The sequence below is a fragment of the Thalassospira permensis NBRC 106175 genome, from assembly GCF_000714555.1.
Taxonomy (GTDB): Bacteria; Pseudomonadota; Alphaproteobacteria; order Rhodospirillales; family Thalassospiraceae; genus Thalassospira; species Thalassospira xiamenensis.
The window spans coordinates 1-17,291 of the sequence record NZ_AUNC01000018.1; the positions used below are offsets into that span (position 1 = coordinate 1).

14 protein-coding genes are annotated in these 17,291 nt (G+C 56.2%); 8 read left to right on the plus strand and 6 right to left on the minus strand.

Going from position 1 to position 17,291, the window contains the following annotated elements:
- Positions 1-117: 117 nt before the first annotated feature.
- The 3 genes from SMB34_RS10510 to SMB34_RS10520 all read right to left on the minus strand — a co-directional run bounded on the left by SMB34_RS10510 (position 118) and on the right by SMB34_RS10520 (position 3,252).
- The gene (locus SMB34_RS10510; RefSeq protein ID WP_007090935.1) at positions 118-942 is read right to left on the minus strand and encodes an aldo/keto reductase; all 825 of its coding nucleotides are present in this window, start codon (positions 940-942) and stop codon (positions 118-120) included.
- 76 nt (positions 943-1,018) lie between these two features.
- Positions 1,019-1,954, minus strand: a complete 936-nt coding sequence (locus tag SMB34_RS10515) for an EamA family transporter (protein WP_037989926.1) — start codon at positions 1,952-1,954, stop codon at positions 1,019-1,021.
- A gap of 116 nt (positions 1,955-2,070) precedes the next feature.
- Positions 2,071-3,252 carry an MFS transporter gene (locus tag SMB34_RS10520; RefSeq protein ID WP_037989928.1) on the minus strand — a complete coding sequence of 394 codons (1,182 nt, stop codon included), beginning with the start codon at positions 3,250-3,252 and terminating at the stop codon, positions 2,071-2,073.
- A 160-nt stretch (positions 3,253-3,412) separates the two neighbouring features.
- Here SMB34_RS10520 and SMB34_RS10525 point away from each other — a divergent pair, with 160 nt between their 5' ends.
- Positions 3,413-4,336 carry a LysR family transcriptional regulator gene (locus SMB34_RS10525; RefSeq protein ID WP_037990013.1) on the plus strand — a complete coding sequence of 308 codons (924 nt, stop codon included), beginning with the start codon at positions 3,413-3,415 and terminating at the stop codon, positions 4,334-4,336.
- Positions 4,337-4,379: 43 nt separating this feature from the next.
- Here the strand turns inward: SMB34_RS10525 and SMB34_RS10530 are convergent, their stop codons facing one another.
- Positions 4,380-5,375, minus strand: a complete 996-nt coding sequence (locus SMB34_RS10530) for a mitochondrial fission ELM1 family protein (protein ID WP_007090931.1) — start codon at positions 5,373-5,375, stop codon at positions 4,380-4,382.
- Between the two features lie 259 nt (positions 5,376-5,634).
- Between SMB34_RS10530 and SMB34_RS10535 the strand changes: the two genes are divergently transcribed.
- From SMB34_RS10535 to SMB34_RS10565, 7 genes are all read left to right on the plus strand, one after another.
- Positions 5,635-7,620, plus strand: a complete 1,986-nt coding sequence (locus tag SMB34_RS10535; protein ID WP_240478805.1) for a sensor histidine kinase — start codon at positions 5,635-5,637, stop codon at positions 7,618-7,620.
- Positions 7,621-7,648: 28 nt separating this feature from the next.
- Positions 7,649-9,004 (plus strand): sigma-54-dependent transcriptional regulator, encoded by a 1,356-nt coding sequence (locus tag SMB34_RS10540; RefSeq protein WP_037989933.1) that lies wholly within the window; start codon positions 7,649-7,651, stop codon positions 9,002-9,004.
- 411 nt (positions 9,005-9,415) lie between these two features.
- Positions 9,416-10,411, plus strand: coding sequence for a TRAP transporter substrate-binding protein (locus SMB34_RS10545; protein WP_007090928.1), 996 nt, complete (start codon positions 9,416-9,418; stop codon positions 10,409-10,411).
- A gap of 29 nt (positions 10,412-10,440) precedes the next feature.
- Entirely contained in the window at positions 10,441-11,016 is a 576-nt protein-coding gene (locus SMB34_RS10550; RefSeq protein WP_037989934.1) for a TRAP transporter small permease, read from the plus strand.
- A gap of 19 nt (positions 11,017-11,035) precedes the next feature.
- Positions 11,036-12,442 (plus strand): TRAP transporter large permease, encoded by a 1,407-nt coding sequence (locus SMB34_RS10555; RefSeq protein ID WP_007090926.1) that lies wholly within the window; start codon positions 11,036-11,038, stop codon positions 12,440-12,442.
- Between the two features lie 402 nt (positions 12,443-12,844).
- Positions 12,845-14,101, plus strand: a complete 1,257-nt coding sequence (locus SMB34_RS10560; RefSeq protein WP_051682243.1) for a multidrug effflux MFS transporter — start codon at positions 12,845-12,847, stop codon at positions 14,099-14,101.
- Positions 14,102-14,138: 37 nt separating this feature from the next.
- Complete coding sequence (locus SMB34_RS10565) at positions 14,139-14,648, plus strand: DinB family protein (protein WP_051682244.1); 510 nt, start codon at positions 14,139-14,141, stop codon at positions 14,646-14,648.
- A gap of 8 nt (positions 14,649-14,656) precedes the next feature.
- Here SMB34_RS10565 and SMB34_RS10570 read toward each other — a convergent pair whose 3' ends face one another.
- Both SMB34_RS10570 and SMB34_RS10575 read right to left on the minus strand, forming a co-directional pair.
- Positions 14,657-15,445: an enoyl-CoA hydratase/isomerase family protein gene (locus tag SMB34_RS10570; RefSeq protein WP_051682245.1), complete on the minus strand. Its 789-nt coding sequence runs from the start codon at positions 15,443-15,445 to the stop codon at positions 14,657-14,659.
- A gap of 111 nt (positions 15,446-15,556) precedes the next feature.
- The gene (locus SMB34_RS10575) at positions 15,557-17,287 is read right to left on the minus strand and encodes a SulP family inorganic anion transporter (RefSeq protein ID WP_037989937.1); all 1,731 of its coding nucleotides are present in this window, start codon (positions 17,285-17,287) and stop codon (positions 15,557-15,559) included.
- Positions 17,288-17,291: the final 4 nt, after the last annotated feature.

Here is a 17,291-nt window from a genome sequence, read left to right on the forward strand (position 1 = left end):
TCCAGAAAACCGGAAAAAGTTCCCAATCAAAACTCATTACGACATAAAAGATATATTTCTCAATATCTTAGCCGGGAAAATCTGTTTCCCCGGCCTTGTCGCTTCCTGAAAGCAGCATCAGTCCCAATCGGGTGCCAGCCCGTCGGGGCTGACGATCCGGCCGTTTTCATCGGCCAGACCATGAATGGCCTGCATTTCCTCGCCGCTCAGTTCGAAATCAAAGATGTCGAAATTTTCCGCGACCCGGCTTTCGGTTGCGGTTTTCGACAGGGCAATCACATCATTCTGCTGCAACAGCCAGCGCAGAACAACCTGTGCGACCGACCTGTCATGCGATTTGGCAATCTCGCCAAGCTGCTCATTCTCCAGCACCTTGCCATCGGCCATCGCATAATAGGCGGTCAGCGCCATGCCATGCTTGCGCGCAACGTCCATGACCTTGGTCTGATCAATGAATGGATGATATTCGACCTGATTGGTCACAAGCGGCGCATCCGATAGCGCGGCGGCCTCGTCCATCAGGGCAATGTTGAAATTGCTAACCCCGATATGGCGCACCTTGCCGGCCTGCTTGACCTCGTTTAACGCCCCGATCTGATCGGCAAGCGACACATCATTGTTCGGCCAATGCAACAGCAGCAGATCGACATAATCGGTTTTAAGCTTTTCAAGGCTTTCATCGACCGATTTGATAAAGGCATCATGCCTGTAATTGCTGACCCAGACCTTGGTGGTCAGGAAGATGTCCTTGCGCGGGACGCCGCTATCAAGGATCGCCTGCCCGACCGCGGCTTCGTTGTCGTAAATCTGGGCCGTATCGATATGGCGAAAGCCGGTTTTGATCGCCTGTGGCACGATACGCAGAACGTCGGCTTCGGGCATGCGAAAAGTGCCAAAGCCAAGGGCGGGAATCACCGCACCATTTGCAGATACATCAAACATCTGAATTCCTCATTGAAAATGTCGCGACTGTCTTCGCAACGGCTGCCAAACCCGAAGGTTCCGATAATTCCGGCACTCAGGCCGATTTGCGCAGCGTCAGGATGACAATCCCGGTAATCACGACCAACCCGCCCAGCATCTGGGCCGGGCTGATCATCTGTTCCAGCACCACCCAGCCAAACAGCAGGGTGGCAATCGGTTCCATATTCATCACCGGCGCATTGCGCGCCATATTCAGCCGCGGCACCGAGATAAACAGGACGGAAAAGGCACCACCATACAGCAATACCAATGCACCAAGACCAAGCCAGCCAGGCGTTGCCGCGGGCAAATTCATCCCGCCCGGCACCAGTTCGGCGAAACCGGCCACGATCATCGATGCAAACACAATCAGCATGGTGAACATGCTGCGCACCGATCCGCGCAAAGCCGACAATCTGTGATCGGTCACCCAAAGGGCCACGGCAAAGGACGTTGCCGCACCAAGCGCAAAGACAATCCCCTGCCACCAGTTCGCACCGACATCACCCTCCATCGCCAGAACGCCGGGCACATCAAGTGCTAAAACAAGCCCCGACAGGATAAACAGCATCAGGGCCGCCGATTTCAATGTCGGTCGCGCCCCGCCCAACGCCCAGGTCAGCAACGCCAGAATGATCGGGAAACTATTGGCCGTCAGAAGGGCCAACGCGACCGGAATGCGGGCCACTGCCGAATACAGGCACAGGCTTTGAATGGTGACCAGAAGCCCCAGCAACAATTGCCATCTGCGCGTCCCGGCCGGAAGCCGGATCGTCTGCCTTTGCCAGATCACAAGCGTGATCAGGATGGCCAAAGCCACACCGGACCGGCACAGGATCGCCAGAAGCAACCCCGTGCCGTTTTCAAATGCCAGCCTTGCCGCCACATGGTTCCCGGCAAAGGAACAGGCAACAACAACAAGGATCAGAACCGCAATCTGGCGCGGGAAATGTTGAGGAACGGCAGCAGGCAGGGCAGTCGAAATGGACATATCAAAACCGGTTTTGTGGGGCGAACAATCAGAAAACGCCAGAAAGCCCCTTAAAACAAGTCTTTCCGGCAAAGGGTGCCACATCCGGTGAACAGGATGCGGCAACCCGATATCGGTTATGCGGTCTGAAGGGCGTTATCGGACCGGCGATCAAGCACACCGCTGATCATGGTCAGACCAACCGCAAACGCTACCAGAAGGGCCGCAACCCACGGCGTTGCCGACAGACCAAGCGACGAGGAAACAACAATCCCGCCAACCCACGCTCCAATCGCAATGCCAAGGTTAAAGGCCGCAATGTTCAGCGCCGATGCGACATCCACCCCGCCCGGCCGGTGCAGCTTTGCCAGTTGCACGACATAAAGCTGAAGCCCCGGCACATTGGCAAATTGCAGGAAACCAAGGGCCGCCAGCGTAATAACCGCAAGGACCGGCGACACGGCAGTAAAGGTAAAGATCACAAGTGTGACGGCCTGCAAGGCAAACAGGATGGTCAGCGCCCGGACCGGGTTCCGATCCGCAATGCGTCCCCCGGCAAGGTTGCCAACCGCAATCGCAAGCCCATAAGCAACGAGGATAAGGCTGACACTGGATTCACTGAACCCCGTAATATCCTGAAGCACGGCAGACAGATAGGTAAAGGTGACAAACGTTCCGCCATAACCAAAAGCGGTCATGCCAAACACCAGAAGCAACCGGCCACTGCCAAGCACGCGCACCTGATCAAGCAGGCGTGCGGGCTCTGCCCGGCTGAGGTTCGAGGGCAGCAAAGCCGCAATCCCTACAAAGGCAATCACGCCAAGAAGCGAAACACCCCAGAAAGTCGCCCGCCAGCCAAACATCTGACCGATATAGGTGCCAAGCGGCACACCGGTCACAATCGCAACCGTCAACCCCATGAACATCATCGCAATCGCCGATGCCCGGCGGTTTTCCGGCACCAGATCGGCGGCAATCGTCGCCCCGATGGAGAAAAACACACCATGCGCAAAGGCCGAAATCACCCGCGCAACCAGAAGCATTTCATAACTCGGGCTAAGGGCGGCGGCACTGTTGCCAACCACAAACACCCCCATCAGCCCCAGCATCAGGGTCTTGCGGTGCATGCGCCCGGTCAGGGCGGTTAAAACCGGCGCACCAAATGTGACACCAAGGGCATAAACACTGACAATCAACCCGGCCATCGGCAGGGTCACCGAAAGATCGTTTGCCACGGTCGGCAAAAGGCCGACGACAACAAACTCCGTCGTGCCGATCGCATAGGCCGCGATCGTCAACGCAAATAAAGCAAGCGGCATTTCAATTCTCCGGCCCGCGCGCCATGCGTCTGCGGGCACAAATGGTTGGTGGGGCATCCCGCCCCGTTCATTGCCGCCCACTATGCCGATGGAATGCTTGCACGATAATCCGGATTGCGCGACAAATGCTTTTGAATTGAATTCAAAGCCGGAGGATCAGTTGGATAATCGCGCAGGGGAAATGGAAGTCTTCATCCGGGTCGCGGAACTCAGAAGCTTTTCCGAAGCCGGGCGCAAGCTGCATCTGTCGCCATCTGCTGTCAGCAAACTTGTCACACGGATCGAAGACCGGCTGGCGACCCGGCTTCTGGTAAGGTCCACACGCGGATTGCAACTGACCCCCGAAGGCGAGATGTATCTGGTCCGCGCCCAGCGTGTTCTCGATGAAATCGACGATGCCGAACGTGCGGTCGCAAGCGGCGGCAAGGCCGCCCCGCGTGGACGGTTGCGCGTCAATGCCTCCATCGCGTTTGGCGTGATGTATGTTCAGCCGCTGATCCCGGCCTTTCTCGCACGCTATCCCGAGGTCGAGCTGGACTTTTCCCTGACCGACGGGATCATTGATCTGCTTGAGGAACGGGCCGATATTGCCATCCGATCCGGATCATTGCCCGACTCATCGTTAAAGGCCCGCAAACTGATCGAAAGCAGCCGCACCATCGTCGCATCACCGGAATATATTGCCAAACGCGGCCTGCCCGGCCATCCGGACGAACTGGACAGTCACAATTGCCTGCGGTTCAACTTCCCGATCCCGATGAATGAATGGCCTTTCACCAATCCCGACACCGGCGAACGGTTTGGCCGGACGGTATCGGGCAATTTCCTCTGCGACAGCGGCCCGGCCATGCGCCGCCTTTGCCTTTCAGGGCTCGGCATGGCGCGGTTGGGGCGGTTCCATGTTCAGGGCGATCTGAAGGCCGGAACACTGGTTGAAATCCTGCCCGACTGGAACCCGAATGACGAACAGCTGATCCATGCGATCTTTGCCGGGCATGAACATCTTGCCGCGCGCATCCGGGCCTTCATCGATTTTCTGGTCAATCATATTGATCCGCACGGAAACGGTATCCGACTTCCGTAACGATCACTATCACGATAAAAATAAAATCGCGGATTCTGGCAGATCAGGAAACAGGTGCGCTTAGCAGTTCAAGGCACCGCTGCGCTACCGTTCGGGCCGGTTGCAGGGATGGATGCCTGAACGGCACGATTTCCGTGTTGGGAAGCAATGGCCGCGCATATCCACCGTCATAAAGTGACTGGTGCAAACGTTGATGGCGGGGGCCTGCGATGCCATCGGGGGCATAGATATAAACCCCGCCCGGTGCGGCAGCCGCTTCGCAACACATCGAAACCGAATCTCCGGTAACAAGGATGATATCGGCCAGCGCCAGATACCCGAAATACGGATTTTCCGCCTTCGAGCTCCAATCATGCAGATGATAGGCAAGCCCCGAATTGCCGAGCATTTCGGCAATGATCTCCTCGTTCTCCGGGCCTGTGCGACGGCTGGTCGTGACCAGCAGGCTACCATCAATGGCCCCGGTCGCCTCAATCGCCCGACCAACCAGTTCCCGGGCCATATCCGCGGTGAAGACCGTACTTTTGGTGCTGCCGCCGATGATCAGTGCCACGCGCGGGCTTGGCAGCCCCTTGAAATGCGGCCGCCATAGATCGGCTTCGATCAGAAGCCGCGTCTCGGTTACCCGATGCGGGGCACCGGGGATTTCAACAACATTGTCACGCGCTGGCATCCGGTCATGGGCCGGGACCGCAATCAGGTCAAACGCCCCCTCGCCCCCATCCGGACGCATGATCTGACAAATTCGTGTATGGCCGTTGCTTTGCTTTTTGATCCAGCGGGCAATCGGTGCGGTGCGCCGTCCTGCGGCAATCACCAGATCGGGCCAGGGTGCGACAAGGCGCGCCCGTGATCCGGTATCCACCCCCAAAAGGCTGGCCCGGCGGATAACATTGGGCAACCGTGCCAGATTGGTATAACCGATATCGACCCGCTTGAAGGGCTGTGCCAGTGCTTCTGCGACACCGATGGCCTGATTGACGTTTCCTGCACGGTCATCGGCCAGAACCCAGATCAGGCGTGCATCATCATCGGTCATTCAGGGTCACATCCTTGTCGGAATATGGATTTCCCGTCCAGGCAGGAAACGTGGGGCCACGATCAGGCCAGATCGTTTCCTGATTGGTACAGACAGTGCGCACTTTTATCAAGCGCCTGACACGCGAAGCCTTTTTCGGCTATGCATTGTTACCAATATGTCATCATAATACCCCGGCATAATTCTTGAAACGGTCTGGCGGGAAATGCTCAAGACATCAATATCCGCAAAGCGAAGTGCACGGCTGGTTTTGGCCGGAATGCTGATATTGCTGCCGGTTACCGTATGGCTGACCACGGAACTGTGGCGCGAAACCCGTCTTGTCGAAATCACCGAGGACGGCCGCAACAAGCTGGAACTTTATCGTTCCAACCTTCAGGGGGCGATCAAGGAACACGAATACCTTCCGATCACGCTTGCCAGTGACAAACGTATCCTTGACCTTGCCCTGCATTCCAGCCCGTCGGACGCGGCCGAGGTCAATCTCTATCTGGAAAAACTCGCCGCTGACAGTGGCGCATCCGACATCTATTTCATGGATCGCAACGGGACAACAATTGCGGCCAGCAACTGGAACAGCGATGCATCCTTTGTCGGGCGAAATTTTGCGTTCCGGCCCTATTTCAAACAGGCCGAAGCCGGACTGACCGGGCATTACTTTGCCTTTGGCATCACGTCGAATGTCCCAGGTTATTATATCTCGCATCCGGTCCGCCCGAACGGGGCGGCATTCGAAGGCGTGATGGTGGTCAAGACCCACCTTGAAACCCTTGTCCAACGCTGGGCACGCGGGAACGAGAATGTTCTGGTAACCGATGAAAACGGCATCGTCATCATTACATCACGGCCCGAATGGCGGTTTCGCGCCCTGACCGGCATTCCGCCCGAAGACCGGCCTGAACTGATGCTTTCGCGCAAATATGGTGAATATCCGCTCGATCCGATGCCCGTTCATCAGGGCGAATGGCCCGGCGATGACGGGATCAGCATTCTGTCGCTTGCATCAGCACAGGTCATCACCCCGGAAACCCTTCAATCAGGGCAAGCTGCAACGGCAAAACCAGACGCCGAAGCCAGCGGAAAAGCCAAAAATGATGCCAAACCATATCTTGTGATCCGAAGCCCCCTGCCCAAACAGGGCTGGAATATTTATCTGCTGACCGACAAGGCGGTTCTTGATCAGTCGATCCTGACCGCGGGCTTCATCGGCGGGGCCATGCATATCATCATCATGGGGACGATTTTTGTGCTGCTGCAACGCCGTCGCGCGATGCTCGAACAAATAGAAATCCGCGACTGGTCGCAACGTGAACTGGAACGTCAGGTGCGGCTTCGCACCGCCGACCTCATGAGCACAAACCTCCGCCTTGCCGAGGAAATCAGTGAACGCCGCCGCACCGAAGACGCCCTGCGCACGGCACAGGCCGAACTGGTGCAGGCTGGCAAACTTGCCGCCCTTGGCCAGATGTCAGCTGGCATTGCACACGAAATCAATCAACCACTGACCGCCATTCGAAGTTACGCCGAAAACGCGCTTAAATTCATTGCGCGCGGCAATGACGAAACCGCCAGCCGTAATCTGGGCCGGATTTCTGAACTGACCGAACGCATGGGTCGGATCACCAACCATCTGAAAACCTTTGCCCGCCGCCCAAAACATGACACCCATCCGGTGCAATTGGCCGAACCGCTGGAAAAGGCGATTGATCTGCTGCGCGAAACCGGCCGGGCCGGATTGGCCGACATACGTTATCAGGCGTTGGAAAACCTGCCAAAAGTCACCGCCGAGGAAAACCAGCTTGAACAGGTATTCCTCAATATCCTGAGCAACGCCGCCGATGCCTGCCGGGATGAGGAATTCCCCGAAATCGGTATCATGCTTGAGGAAAAGGATGGTCGCGTTCTGGTCGCGATTACCGATAACGGCCCCGGTATCCTGCCCGAAAATTTGCCCAAACTGTTCGACCCGTTCTTCACCACCAAACCGTTTGGTGACGGGCTGGGGCTGGGGCTTTCGATCTGTTATGGCATCATGCGCAGCTTTGGCGGCACGATACGTGCGGAAAACCGCCCGATGGGCGGGGCCTGTTTCACGATTGAATTGCGATGCATAGAACAGGTGTCCGGGCATGACGGCACATCAACCTCGACGGCATCGCCGATGCCTGATACAACATCCGGCCAAACCGCCGAAACAGAAGGCGCGGAAACGGATCTGCTGGTACATCGTATGATCGCCCCGTGATCCGGAACGGATTAAAAGGGGAAGGCATTTGAATAACTCGGCCCATTGCGTTCTGTTTGTCGATGACGACGAAGATGTGCGGGAAGCCGCACAGCAAACGCTGGAGCTTGCCGACATCCTTGTCGAATGCCACAGCGACGCCGGTTCGGCGCTGGAACGTGTTCGCCGCGGCTGGCCTGGAATCCTGATTACTGATATCCGCATGCCGCGCATGGACGGCATGGAATTGCTGTCTCAGGTGCGCAAGGTTGAGCCGGAAATGCCGGTGATCCTTGTCACCGGACATGGTGACGTTGCCACCGCGGTGCGTGCGATGCGCGAAGGCGCGTTTGATTTCATCGAAAAACCGTTCGACCCGGATCATTTCATCGATATCGCGCGCCGGGCCATGGCCCATCGGCAGCTGGTTCTTGAAAACAGGACGCTCAAGGCCGAACTGGCCCGCCACAGCAAGGAAGTATCGGGCCTGATCGGTCGCACGCCTGCCATGGAAAAGCTACGCACGCTGATTGGCAATATCGCCGCGACCGATGCCCATGTCCTGATCAATGGCGAAACAGGTGCGGGCAAGGAAGTGGTTGCGCGCACCCTGCACGAGGCATCAGGCCGCCCCGGCCAGTTTGTGGCAGTCAATTGCGGCGCAATGCCTGAAAACCTTATTGAATCCGAACTGTTCGGCCACGAAGCGGGCGCATTCACCGGGGCGGAGAACAAGCGTATCGGCAAATTCGAATTTGCCGACAAGGGCACCATGTTCCTTGATGAAATCGAAAGCATGCCATTATCGCTTCAGGTCAAACTGCTGCGGGTTTTGCAGGAACGCGCGCTGGAACGGCTGGGCTCGAACAAGTTGCAACCTATTGATTTGCGCGTGGTGGCCGCAACCAAGATTGATCTGCGCGAGGCATCATCACGCGGGGCATTCCGCGAGGATTTGTATTACCGGCTGAATGTCGTGCAACTGCACATCCCGCCATTGCGTGATCGAAAGGATGACATCCCCCTTCTTTTCCAGCATTTCATGAAAGAGGCGCAAGGAAGGTTTGGCCGGGAATTTGCCCCGTTGAACGGCACGGAAATCGCCCGCCTGACTGCCCATGACTGGCCGGGGAATGTCCGCGAATTGCGCAACGCTGCCGAACGCCGGGTTCTGGGCCTTGATCCGTTTGCCGGTGACAGCGCACAGGCAACCGAAAATGTCCTGTCCCTGCCCCAGCAAGTCGAAGCATTTGAAAAAGGCGTGATCTGCGAGGCACTCCGTCAGCGTGGCGGCCATGTAACGGCAACGGTCAATGCACTGGGCGTTCCGCGCAAAACCTTCTATGACAAACTTGCCAAATACGGCATCGTCCCGGCAGAGTTTCGCAATAAATCAGACGGTTAGGAACGATCAGGGCAAATCGCCCCGCAATACTGCCCGTAATCTGACAAAGCGACTGGCGGGATAAGCCTTTGCCGCACCTTTTGCAATTGGTCCTACCAACCACCCGCCCCGCCTGCGTCAAAAATCCTGCAATCGATAAAAATTTTGCATTTTCAACTTGAGGTATTGTGCGGAAGACCGCACATTGCGAAGAAGGGATGTGCGGGAAAGACAACAAAAAGAAGAACTTACGCTGCACCGCACCATTGCGAAACACACTGCAAACCGCTGATATTACTTATCGTAATGACAGATATGCAGAACTGGCCCGGCAATTGCAGTGTTGCACCCCAGCGCCAAACGGCGACCTGAACGACGCCGATAATTGGCGCGCTACTGGGAAAACGCACAAAGCTTATAGGGAGACTATTGATGCGTCCGATTACCAAAAAACTTCTCGCAACCAGCGTTGCAATGGCAGCCGTTCTTGGCATGACCAGCGCGGCGTCCGCACAGGTTGTTGTCAAATACGCCCATGTGGTTGCCCCGAACACCCCGAAGGGCCAGGGCGCTGAATTCTTCAAAAAGCGCGCCGAAGAAATCCTTGGTGACAAGGTTAAAGTCGAAATTTATCCGAACTCGCAGCTGTTCGATGACGACAAGGTTCTGCCGGCAATGCTGCGTGGTGACGTCCAGCTTGCAGCACCGTCGCTTGCGAAATTCGGCAAATGGACCTCGAAGCTCGGCCTGTTCGATCTTCCGTTCCTGTTCAACGACATGGAAGCTGTTGAATGCTTCCAGAAAGGCGAAAAAGGCCAGGAATTGCTGCTGTCGATGGCAGACAAGGGTCTTACCGGTCTTGGTTACTGGCACAACGGCCTGAAACAGCTCTCGGCCAACAAGCCGCTGCTGACCCCGGCTGACGCTGCGGGCCTGAAATTCCGTATTCAGAGCTCGGACGTACTTGCTGCACAGTTCGAAGCTGTTGATGCCGTTCCTCAGAAAATGGCATTCGCCGAGACCTATTCGGCACTTCAGACCGGCGTTGTTGACGGTCAGGAAAATACCTGGTCGAACATCTATTCCCAGAAGTTCTTTGAAGTTCAGGATTACATCACTGAATCCAACCACGGTCTTCTCGACTATCTCGTCGTGACCTCGACCAAATGGTGGGACGGTCTTGATCCGGAAATCCAGGCTGGCCTGAAACAGGCCATGGACGAGGCAACCGAATATGCCAACGGCCTGTCGGGCAAACTGGCCGACGAACAGCGCCAGCTGATCGTTGATTCGGGTGAAACCGAACTCGTCAAACCGTCTGCTGACGATGTCAAAGCATGGCGCGAAGCCATGAAGCCTGTCTGGGCGCAGTTCGAAGGCGATATCGGTGCCGATCTGATCGAAGCCGCTGCCGCCTGCAACAAGTAATTCCTCGAACCTAGAGGACCGTTACCGCTATGATTAAAACGGTCGTTGACCGGCTGGAGGAGGGCATTATTGCCCTCCTTCTCGCCGCCATGACGATGCTGACCTTCGTCAATGTCGTCCTTCGTTACGGCTTCAATTCCGGCATGACCTGGTCGATGGAAATCACCGAATTTCTGTTTGCTTGGCTTGTGCTTTTCGGCATGTCTTATGGTGTCAAGGTCGGATCCCATATCGGGGTTGATGCCCTTGTTCAACTGTTTGCAAAACCCGCCCAGCGCATCACCGGTATCTTTGTTGCTTTGGTCTGCATGTCCTATGCCGCGCTTATTCTTTATGGCGGCTGGGAAAGCATGACCTTCTATCACATGATCGGTATCGAGGCCGAAGATTCCCCGATCCCGATGTGGGTCGTCTATCTGATCCTGCCACTTGGCGGTGCGTTGCTGCTGTTCCGTCTCGGACAGGTCCTGTGGCGTATTCTTTCGGGTCAGCAAAACGGATTCTCGCTTGCCGATGAAGCACGCGAGGCGATCGAAACCATTGGCGAAGGCGACAAAGCCGACGTCATGGCCGACGGCATCGTCCGTCGCGACAACGATAAATGATCGCGGGGGAACGCCTTAAATGACAATCGCATATCTGTTCATCACGCTGTTTGCGTTGATGGCGCTTGGCACCCCGATCGGCGTGGCGCTGGGCCTGTCATCCATCACCACCATCCTGTTTTTCGGATCAGACTCGCTTGCGACCCTGATCGAAAAGCTGTTCAACGGGATGGAACATTACACCCTTCTGGCCATTCCGTTCTTTATCCTTGCCTCGACCTTCCTGTCGACTGGCGGGGTGGCACGCCGCCTGATCCGATTTGCCGTCGATACGGTGGGCTGGTTCCATGGTGGTCTTGCCATGGCGTCGGTTCTGGCCTGTATGCTGTTTGCCGCCGTTTCGGGTTCAAGCCCGGCCACAGTTGTTGCCATCGGTTCCGTCGTGATTGCCGGTATGATCAAATCGGGTTATCCGCGCAATTTCGCCGCCGGTGTGATTTGTAACGCCGGGACGCTGGGCATTCTGATCCCGCCGTCGATCGTGATGGTGGTGTATGCCGCGGCAACCCAGGTTTCCGTTGGTCGCATGTTCCTGGCTGGTGTTATTCCCGGTCTGATTGCCGGCATCATGCTGATGACCGTGATCTATATCGTGGCCCGGATCAAGAAACTGCCAAAACAGGATCGTCCGAGCGTTACCGAATGGCTTGAAGGCCTGTTTTCAGCATCGGGTGGCCTGCTTCTGGTTGTTGTGATCATGGGCGGCATTTATGGCGGGATATTTACCCCGACCGAGGCCGCGGCAGTTGCATCCGTTTATGCCATGCTGGTCGCCATCGTGTTCTATCGCGATATGGGGCCGATAAAAGGCGTTGCATGGGTTCCGGAAAAAGGCATGAGCTTTGCTGCCATTATTGGCCACAACCTGCCGAAAATCGGCAAGGCCATTGCCATGATCCCGTTCGACAAGGATATCCGCCACGTGCTGCTTGAGGCAGGCAAAGTGACCATCATGCTGATGTTCATCATTGCCAACGCCATGCTGTTTGCTCATGTGCTGACATCCGAACGCATTCCGCACACCATTGCTGAAACCATCATCAACTGGGGTCTGGAGCCCTGGGCCTTCCTGATCGTGGTCAACATCATCCTGCTGATTGCCGGAAACTTCATGGAGCCGTCGGCGATCCTTCTGATCATGGCGCCGATCCTCTTCCCGATCGCGATAAAGCTCGGTATCGATCCGATCCATCTTGGTATCATCATGGTTGTGAACATGGAAATCGGCCTGATCACGCCGCCGGTCGGACTTAACCTGTTCGTGACGTCGGGCATTACCGGAATGTCGCTGGTTCAAGTGGTTCGCGCCGCTTTGCCGTGGTTGATGATCCTTCTGGTCTTCCTGATCATCGTGACATACATCCCGGCAATTTCGACATGGCTTCCGACCATGTTGATGGGCCCGGAAAAGGTCATGAATTACTAGGGCCGGTGAAAACCGAAAACCTTGCAAACGGCACCCCATCGCGGGTGCCGTTTTCTTTTACCGCCTATATTCTTGCACCGCCTCAAACGGTTATATGCATAGCTGATATTCAGCCCGCAAAAATCGCCGGGCTGGAAAAAACAGAATTTACGTGGATAATAGCATGACTTGAATCGTTTCAGGTTGCGACCCACCCGGCCCCGTCACTCGTAACGGCGCAGCCTTCCTAACGCCACGGCCATATCTGACCGGAATTTTCGCACCTCACACTATCCGGGGGTCGGCGAATTTGCCCCATTACCTGTCATTGTGGCCAGCCTTAAGGAAGTCCGTTAAATATCTACACCAGAAACCGGATGGATCGCACCCCACCTGCCACCATAAGAAACGGATACGGAAGTCATGGCGAATAAAGATGCCAGCGCCCCGATCAATACCAAGCGCCTTGCGATCCTGCTTGCCGCCCTGATCGCGACCGCGCCCTTTGCGATTGATACCTACCTGCCGGCCATCCCGGCTATGGCGGTCGATTTTGGTGCGCCGACCCACAATGTCGAAGTATCGATCAGCATGTTCCTGATCGGCTTTGCACTGGGGCAACTGATTGGCGGGCCACTTTCGGATCGCGTAGGTCGCCGTCCGGTCGCCCTTGTCGGACTGGTGATTTACATCATCACCAGTGCGATGATCATCTTTGTCGACAGTTCTTTCTCGCTCAACGTCATGCGCTTTATCCAGGCGATTGGCGGCGGTTTTGCCCTTGTCATCGTCGGTGCGTCGGTCCGCGACCTGTTTGACGGCAAAGATGCGGCACGTATGTTTGCCCTGATCGCGGTAATCATGATGATTGCACCGCTGGTCGCGCCCACGGTCGGCTCGGCCCTGTTGGTTTATTTCCAGTGGCAGGCAATTTTCGTTCTGCTGGTGATCTATGGCAGCATCATGCTGGTGGTTGTCTGGTTCAAGCTGCCTGAAACCACCAAGCTGCGCCCACGCTATGCGGGGCCTGCGCGACGGGTCTTGTGGACCTATCTGGAAGTTCTGCGTACCCGCAAGGCGGTTGGTTTCATGCTGGCCCATACCGGCGCCAGTGCGGTGATGTTCAGTTTCCTGACCGACAGCCCGTTCATGTATATTGATTATTTTGGCGTATCACCCAGCCAGTTCCCTTATCTGTTCGGAGCCAATGTCATTGTCATCGTGATCTGCAATCGACTGAACAATCCGTTGCTGAAACGGCTTGAATGTCATCAGATACTGGCAATCGGCACCGGCCTTCAACTGGCGGCGGTAATCGGATTGTTCATTGCGGTGAATGTGTTCGAACCATCCCTCTATGCGGTTGTGCCACTTGTGATGGTCGCCGTTGGCATGATCGGGCTGACAGCGCCAAACGCAACTGCGGCCTTCATGCAGTATTTCCCGCATATCGGCGGTACGGCAACCGCCTTGATGGGCACCATCCAGTTTGCCACTGGCGCCTTGGCAGGCACCATCATCGGGCAGGTTCATGACGGCAGCCTCCTGCCCGCGACCGCATCAATGCTGGCCTTTGGCATTTTCGCCAATGTCATGGTGCATTTCGTGGCCGAGGCAAAACAGATCGAACAACCCGCCCCGGCACAAAGCGACGATACTGTTGTCGTTGCCGCCGACTAAACACAGTCAATGAACGCCAGACAGGAGCCCCACCAAAATGGCAAAGATGAATTTCAACGATTATGGCCGCGCCATGGCCAAATACAATATCTGGCAGAATGGCGTTCTGTACGAACTTTGCGAACAGATCGGCGACGCGGAACGCCGTCGTGACCGCGGCATGTTTTTTGGCTCCATCCATGCAACGCTTAATCATCTGCTCTATATCGACCACCGCATCCTCGGTATCCTGAAAACCGGACAGGCCGAACCGTTTGATGCCCGCACCATAATGGCCGATGATTTCGAAACGCTTCGCAAAATGCGCGTTGAAACCGACGCGGCAATCGCCGAATTCGTCGATTCCAGTGATCATGGTTGGCAGGATGACATTCGCGAATTGATGGGGCTGGATGGTGTAACCCGCAAATTGCCGCGCCAGCTTTTCCTGATGCAGCTTTTCAACCACCAAACCCATCACAGATCGCAAATCACAAGCGAGCTGCACAAGATGGGCCTTGATTACGGCATTACCGATGTTCCGCTGACGCCGGATTTACCGTTGTGATCTGACCGTTACCTGCCTGCGAACACCGCTTTTCTTTTTTCCAGAAAGGCGGTGTAGCCTTCCTTAAAATCCGCACTGTCAAAGGCGCGGTATCCTTCGTCAAATTCCTTGGCACCGATGGCACCACCTTCTTTGAGGCGGTTGATCATTTTCTTATGCAGGCGTTGGGTGATGGGTGCGCCGCTTGCAATACGGGCGGCGGTTGATGCGATTTCCGCATCGAACGCCTCAATCGCCACATAGCGGGCGACAAAACCGATTTCGCGCGCGCGTTTGGCATCAAACACCTGCCCTTCAAGCAGGATTTCAAACAACGCCGCCTCGCCCAGCAGATCGAGCATGATCTGCAATTCCGGATAGCCCAGTGTCGCGCCAAGCTTCATCGGCGGCACGGCGAATTTTGCGTTATCCGCAGCAATCCGCAAATCGCATGCAGCGGCCAGCACAAATGATGCCCCGATGCACGGCCCGTCAATCGCGGCAATGACCGGATGCTGACAGACCCGAAGCGCCTGCAAGGCCTCGGCATGAAGCATCCCGTAATCACGCGCCTTTTCGAACCCGTCACGTTCGCGGACAAATTCATGGATATCCGCCCCGGCACCAAACCCGGCCCCGCTGCCGCCGCGAATAACGATACAGCGCAGGTTATTATCCCCGCCAAGATCATCGGCAATCCGGGCAAGCTCCCCCCACATCGGCTTGGTCAACGCGTTTTTGCGCTCCGGCTGCGAAATGGTGATGGTTGCAATGCCGCCGTCATTGATATCGACGGCAAGTCCGGTTTCCTGCGACATGGCAGTGCCTCTCAGCTTAATTCGGTAAAGCTATACCAAATAAACCCAAAACCGGATTTTGCCAATGCCTGACAAAGGCTTGGCCATTATCGCTGTCTTTGCGGTCGCAACTCAGGATGCCGTGACGTTACGCAATCCATGCGCGCGAAGGCGCCCGACCGCCTTCTCGATATCGGTTTCATAATGAACCAGCGGCGGCTTGATACCATGTGCAAACAGTTCCCGTCGAAGGTCATGCGATGTGCCGGTCAGGATCACCTCGATCCCGCGCCCGCGTGTTTTGCGGGCAAGTCCCGCAATCGTATTGGCCGCGGTTGAATCGAGAAACGGTACAGCGGCAAAATCAATGATCAATGCCCGGTGCGTATCGCCAATCCGGTCCAGAACCGATCCAATGGATGCCGCCGCCCCGAAAAAGAACACGCCGGTAATCCGGTAAATCATGATGTCGGGGTCGGTTGTCGATGAAATATCCGATGCCCCTCCGCCGGTCGTACCGTCGGCCCGATCTTCGGATACGAACGGGCTGTGGGTGGCAATTGCGGTTGTTTTCGACATGCGTTGAATGAACAGAACCGAGCCAAGGGCAAATCCAACAACGATTGCTTCGAGAAGATCTCGGAAAATCGTCAGTAAAAATGTTACCAGCAACACCGCAGCATCGCCACGCGATGCGCGCAGCAAGGTCGCTATCGCGTGCTTTTCGATCATGTTCCATGCCACAATCGCCAGCACCCCGGCCAAGCTTGCCAACGGAATGAAACTGGCTAGCGACGCAGCAACCAATATGAACAACAACAAAAACAGCGCGTGCAAAACGCCCGAAACCGGCCCATGCGCACCGGCCCGGATATTGGTGGCCGTTCTTGCAATCGTGCCGGTCACGCAAATGCCCCCAAACAGACCCGACGCCATATTTGCCACCCCTTGGGCCACCAGCTCACAGTTCGATCTGTGATGTCGGCCAGTCATGCCATCGGCCACCACGGCTGATAAAAGCGACTCAATCGCCCCCAAAAGCGCAAAGGCAATTGCATTAGGCAAAACCGCTTGGACCTTGGCAAGGGTGAATTCCGGCAAGACGGGCATGGGGAAATCACCGGGAATACCGCCAAAGACGCTGCCGATGGTCGATACCGGCAGATTGAACAACGCGGTCGCCAATGCGGCCCCGGCCACCGCAATCAGCATGCCCGGCCAATGCGGGCGCAGCCGTTTGCTGCCGATGATCACAAGGATCGTCGCGCCGGACAACGCAACCGTCACCGGATCGATCCCCGTCAATGCCGCCCAGATCACCGGGAGCTTTTCCAAAAGCGGCCCCGGTTCTTTGCCTGACAAAGTCAGCCCCAGCAAATCCTTGATCTGGCTTGCGAAAATGATCACCGCAATCCCGGCAGTAAAGCCAACCGTCACCGGATAGGGAATGAATTTGATATAGGTACCAAGCTTCAGCGCCCCGATGGCGAGCAACATCAATCCCGACAGGATAGTGGCAATGATCAAGCCATCAAGGCCATGCGTCTGAACCGTACCTGCGACCAGAACGATGAAAGCCCCCGCTGGTCCGCCAATCTGAAAGCGACTGCCCCCCAGGAGCGATACCAGAATCCCCCCGACAATCGCGGTATAAAGCCCCTGTGCGGGGGAAACGCCCGATGCAATCGCAATCGCCATTGATAACGGCAAGGCGACAATCGCCACCGTCAAACCGGCAATCGCATCGGCCCGCAACTGCGCAAACCCGTAACCTTCGCGAAGGACGGTTACAAGTTTTGGGGTAAACAGGTCGGCATATCCGGGGTCGGATGCCTGATTGGTTTTCGAGGTTCTGGTTTCCATAGTC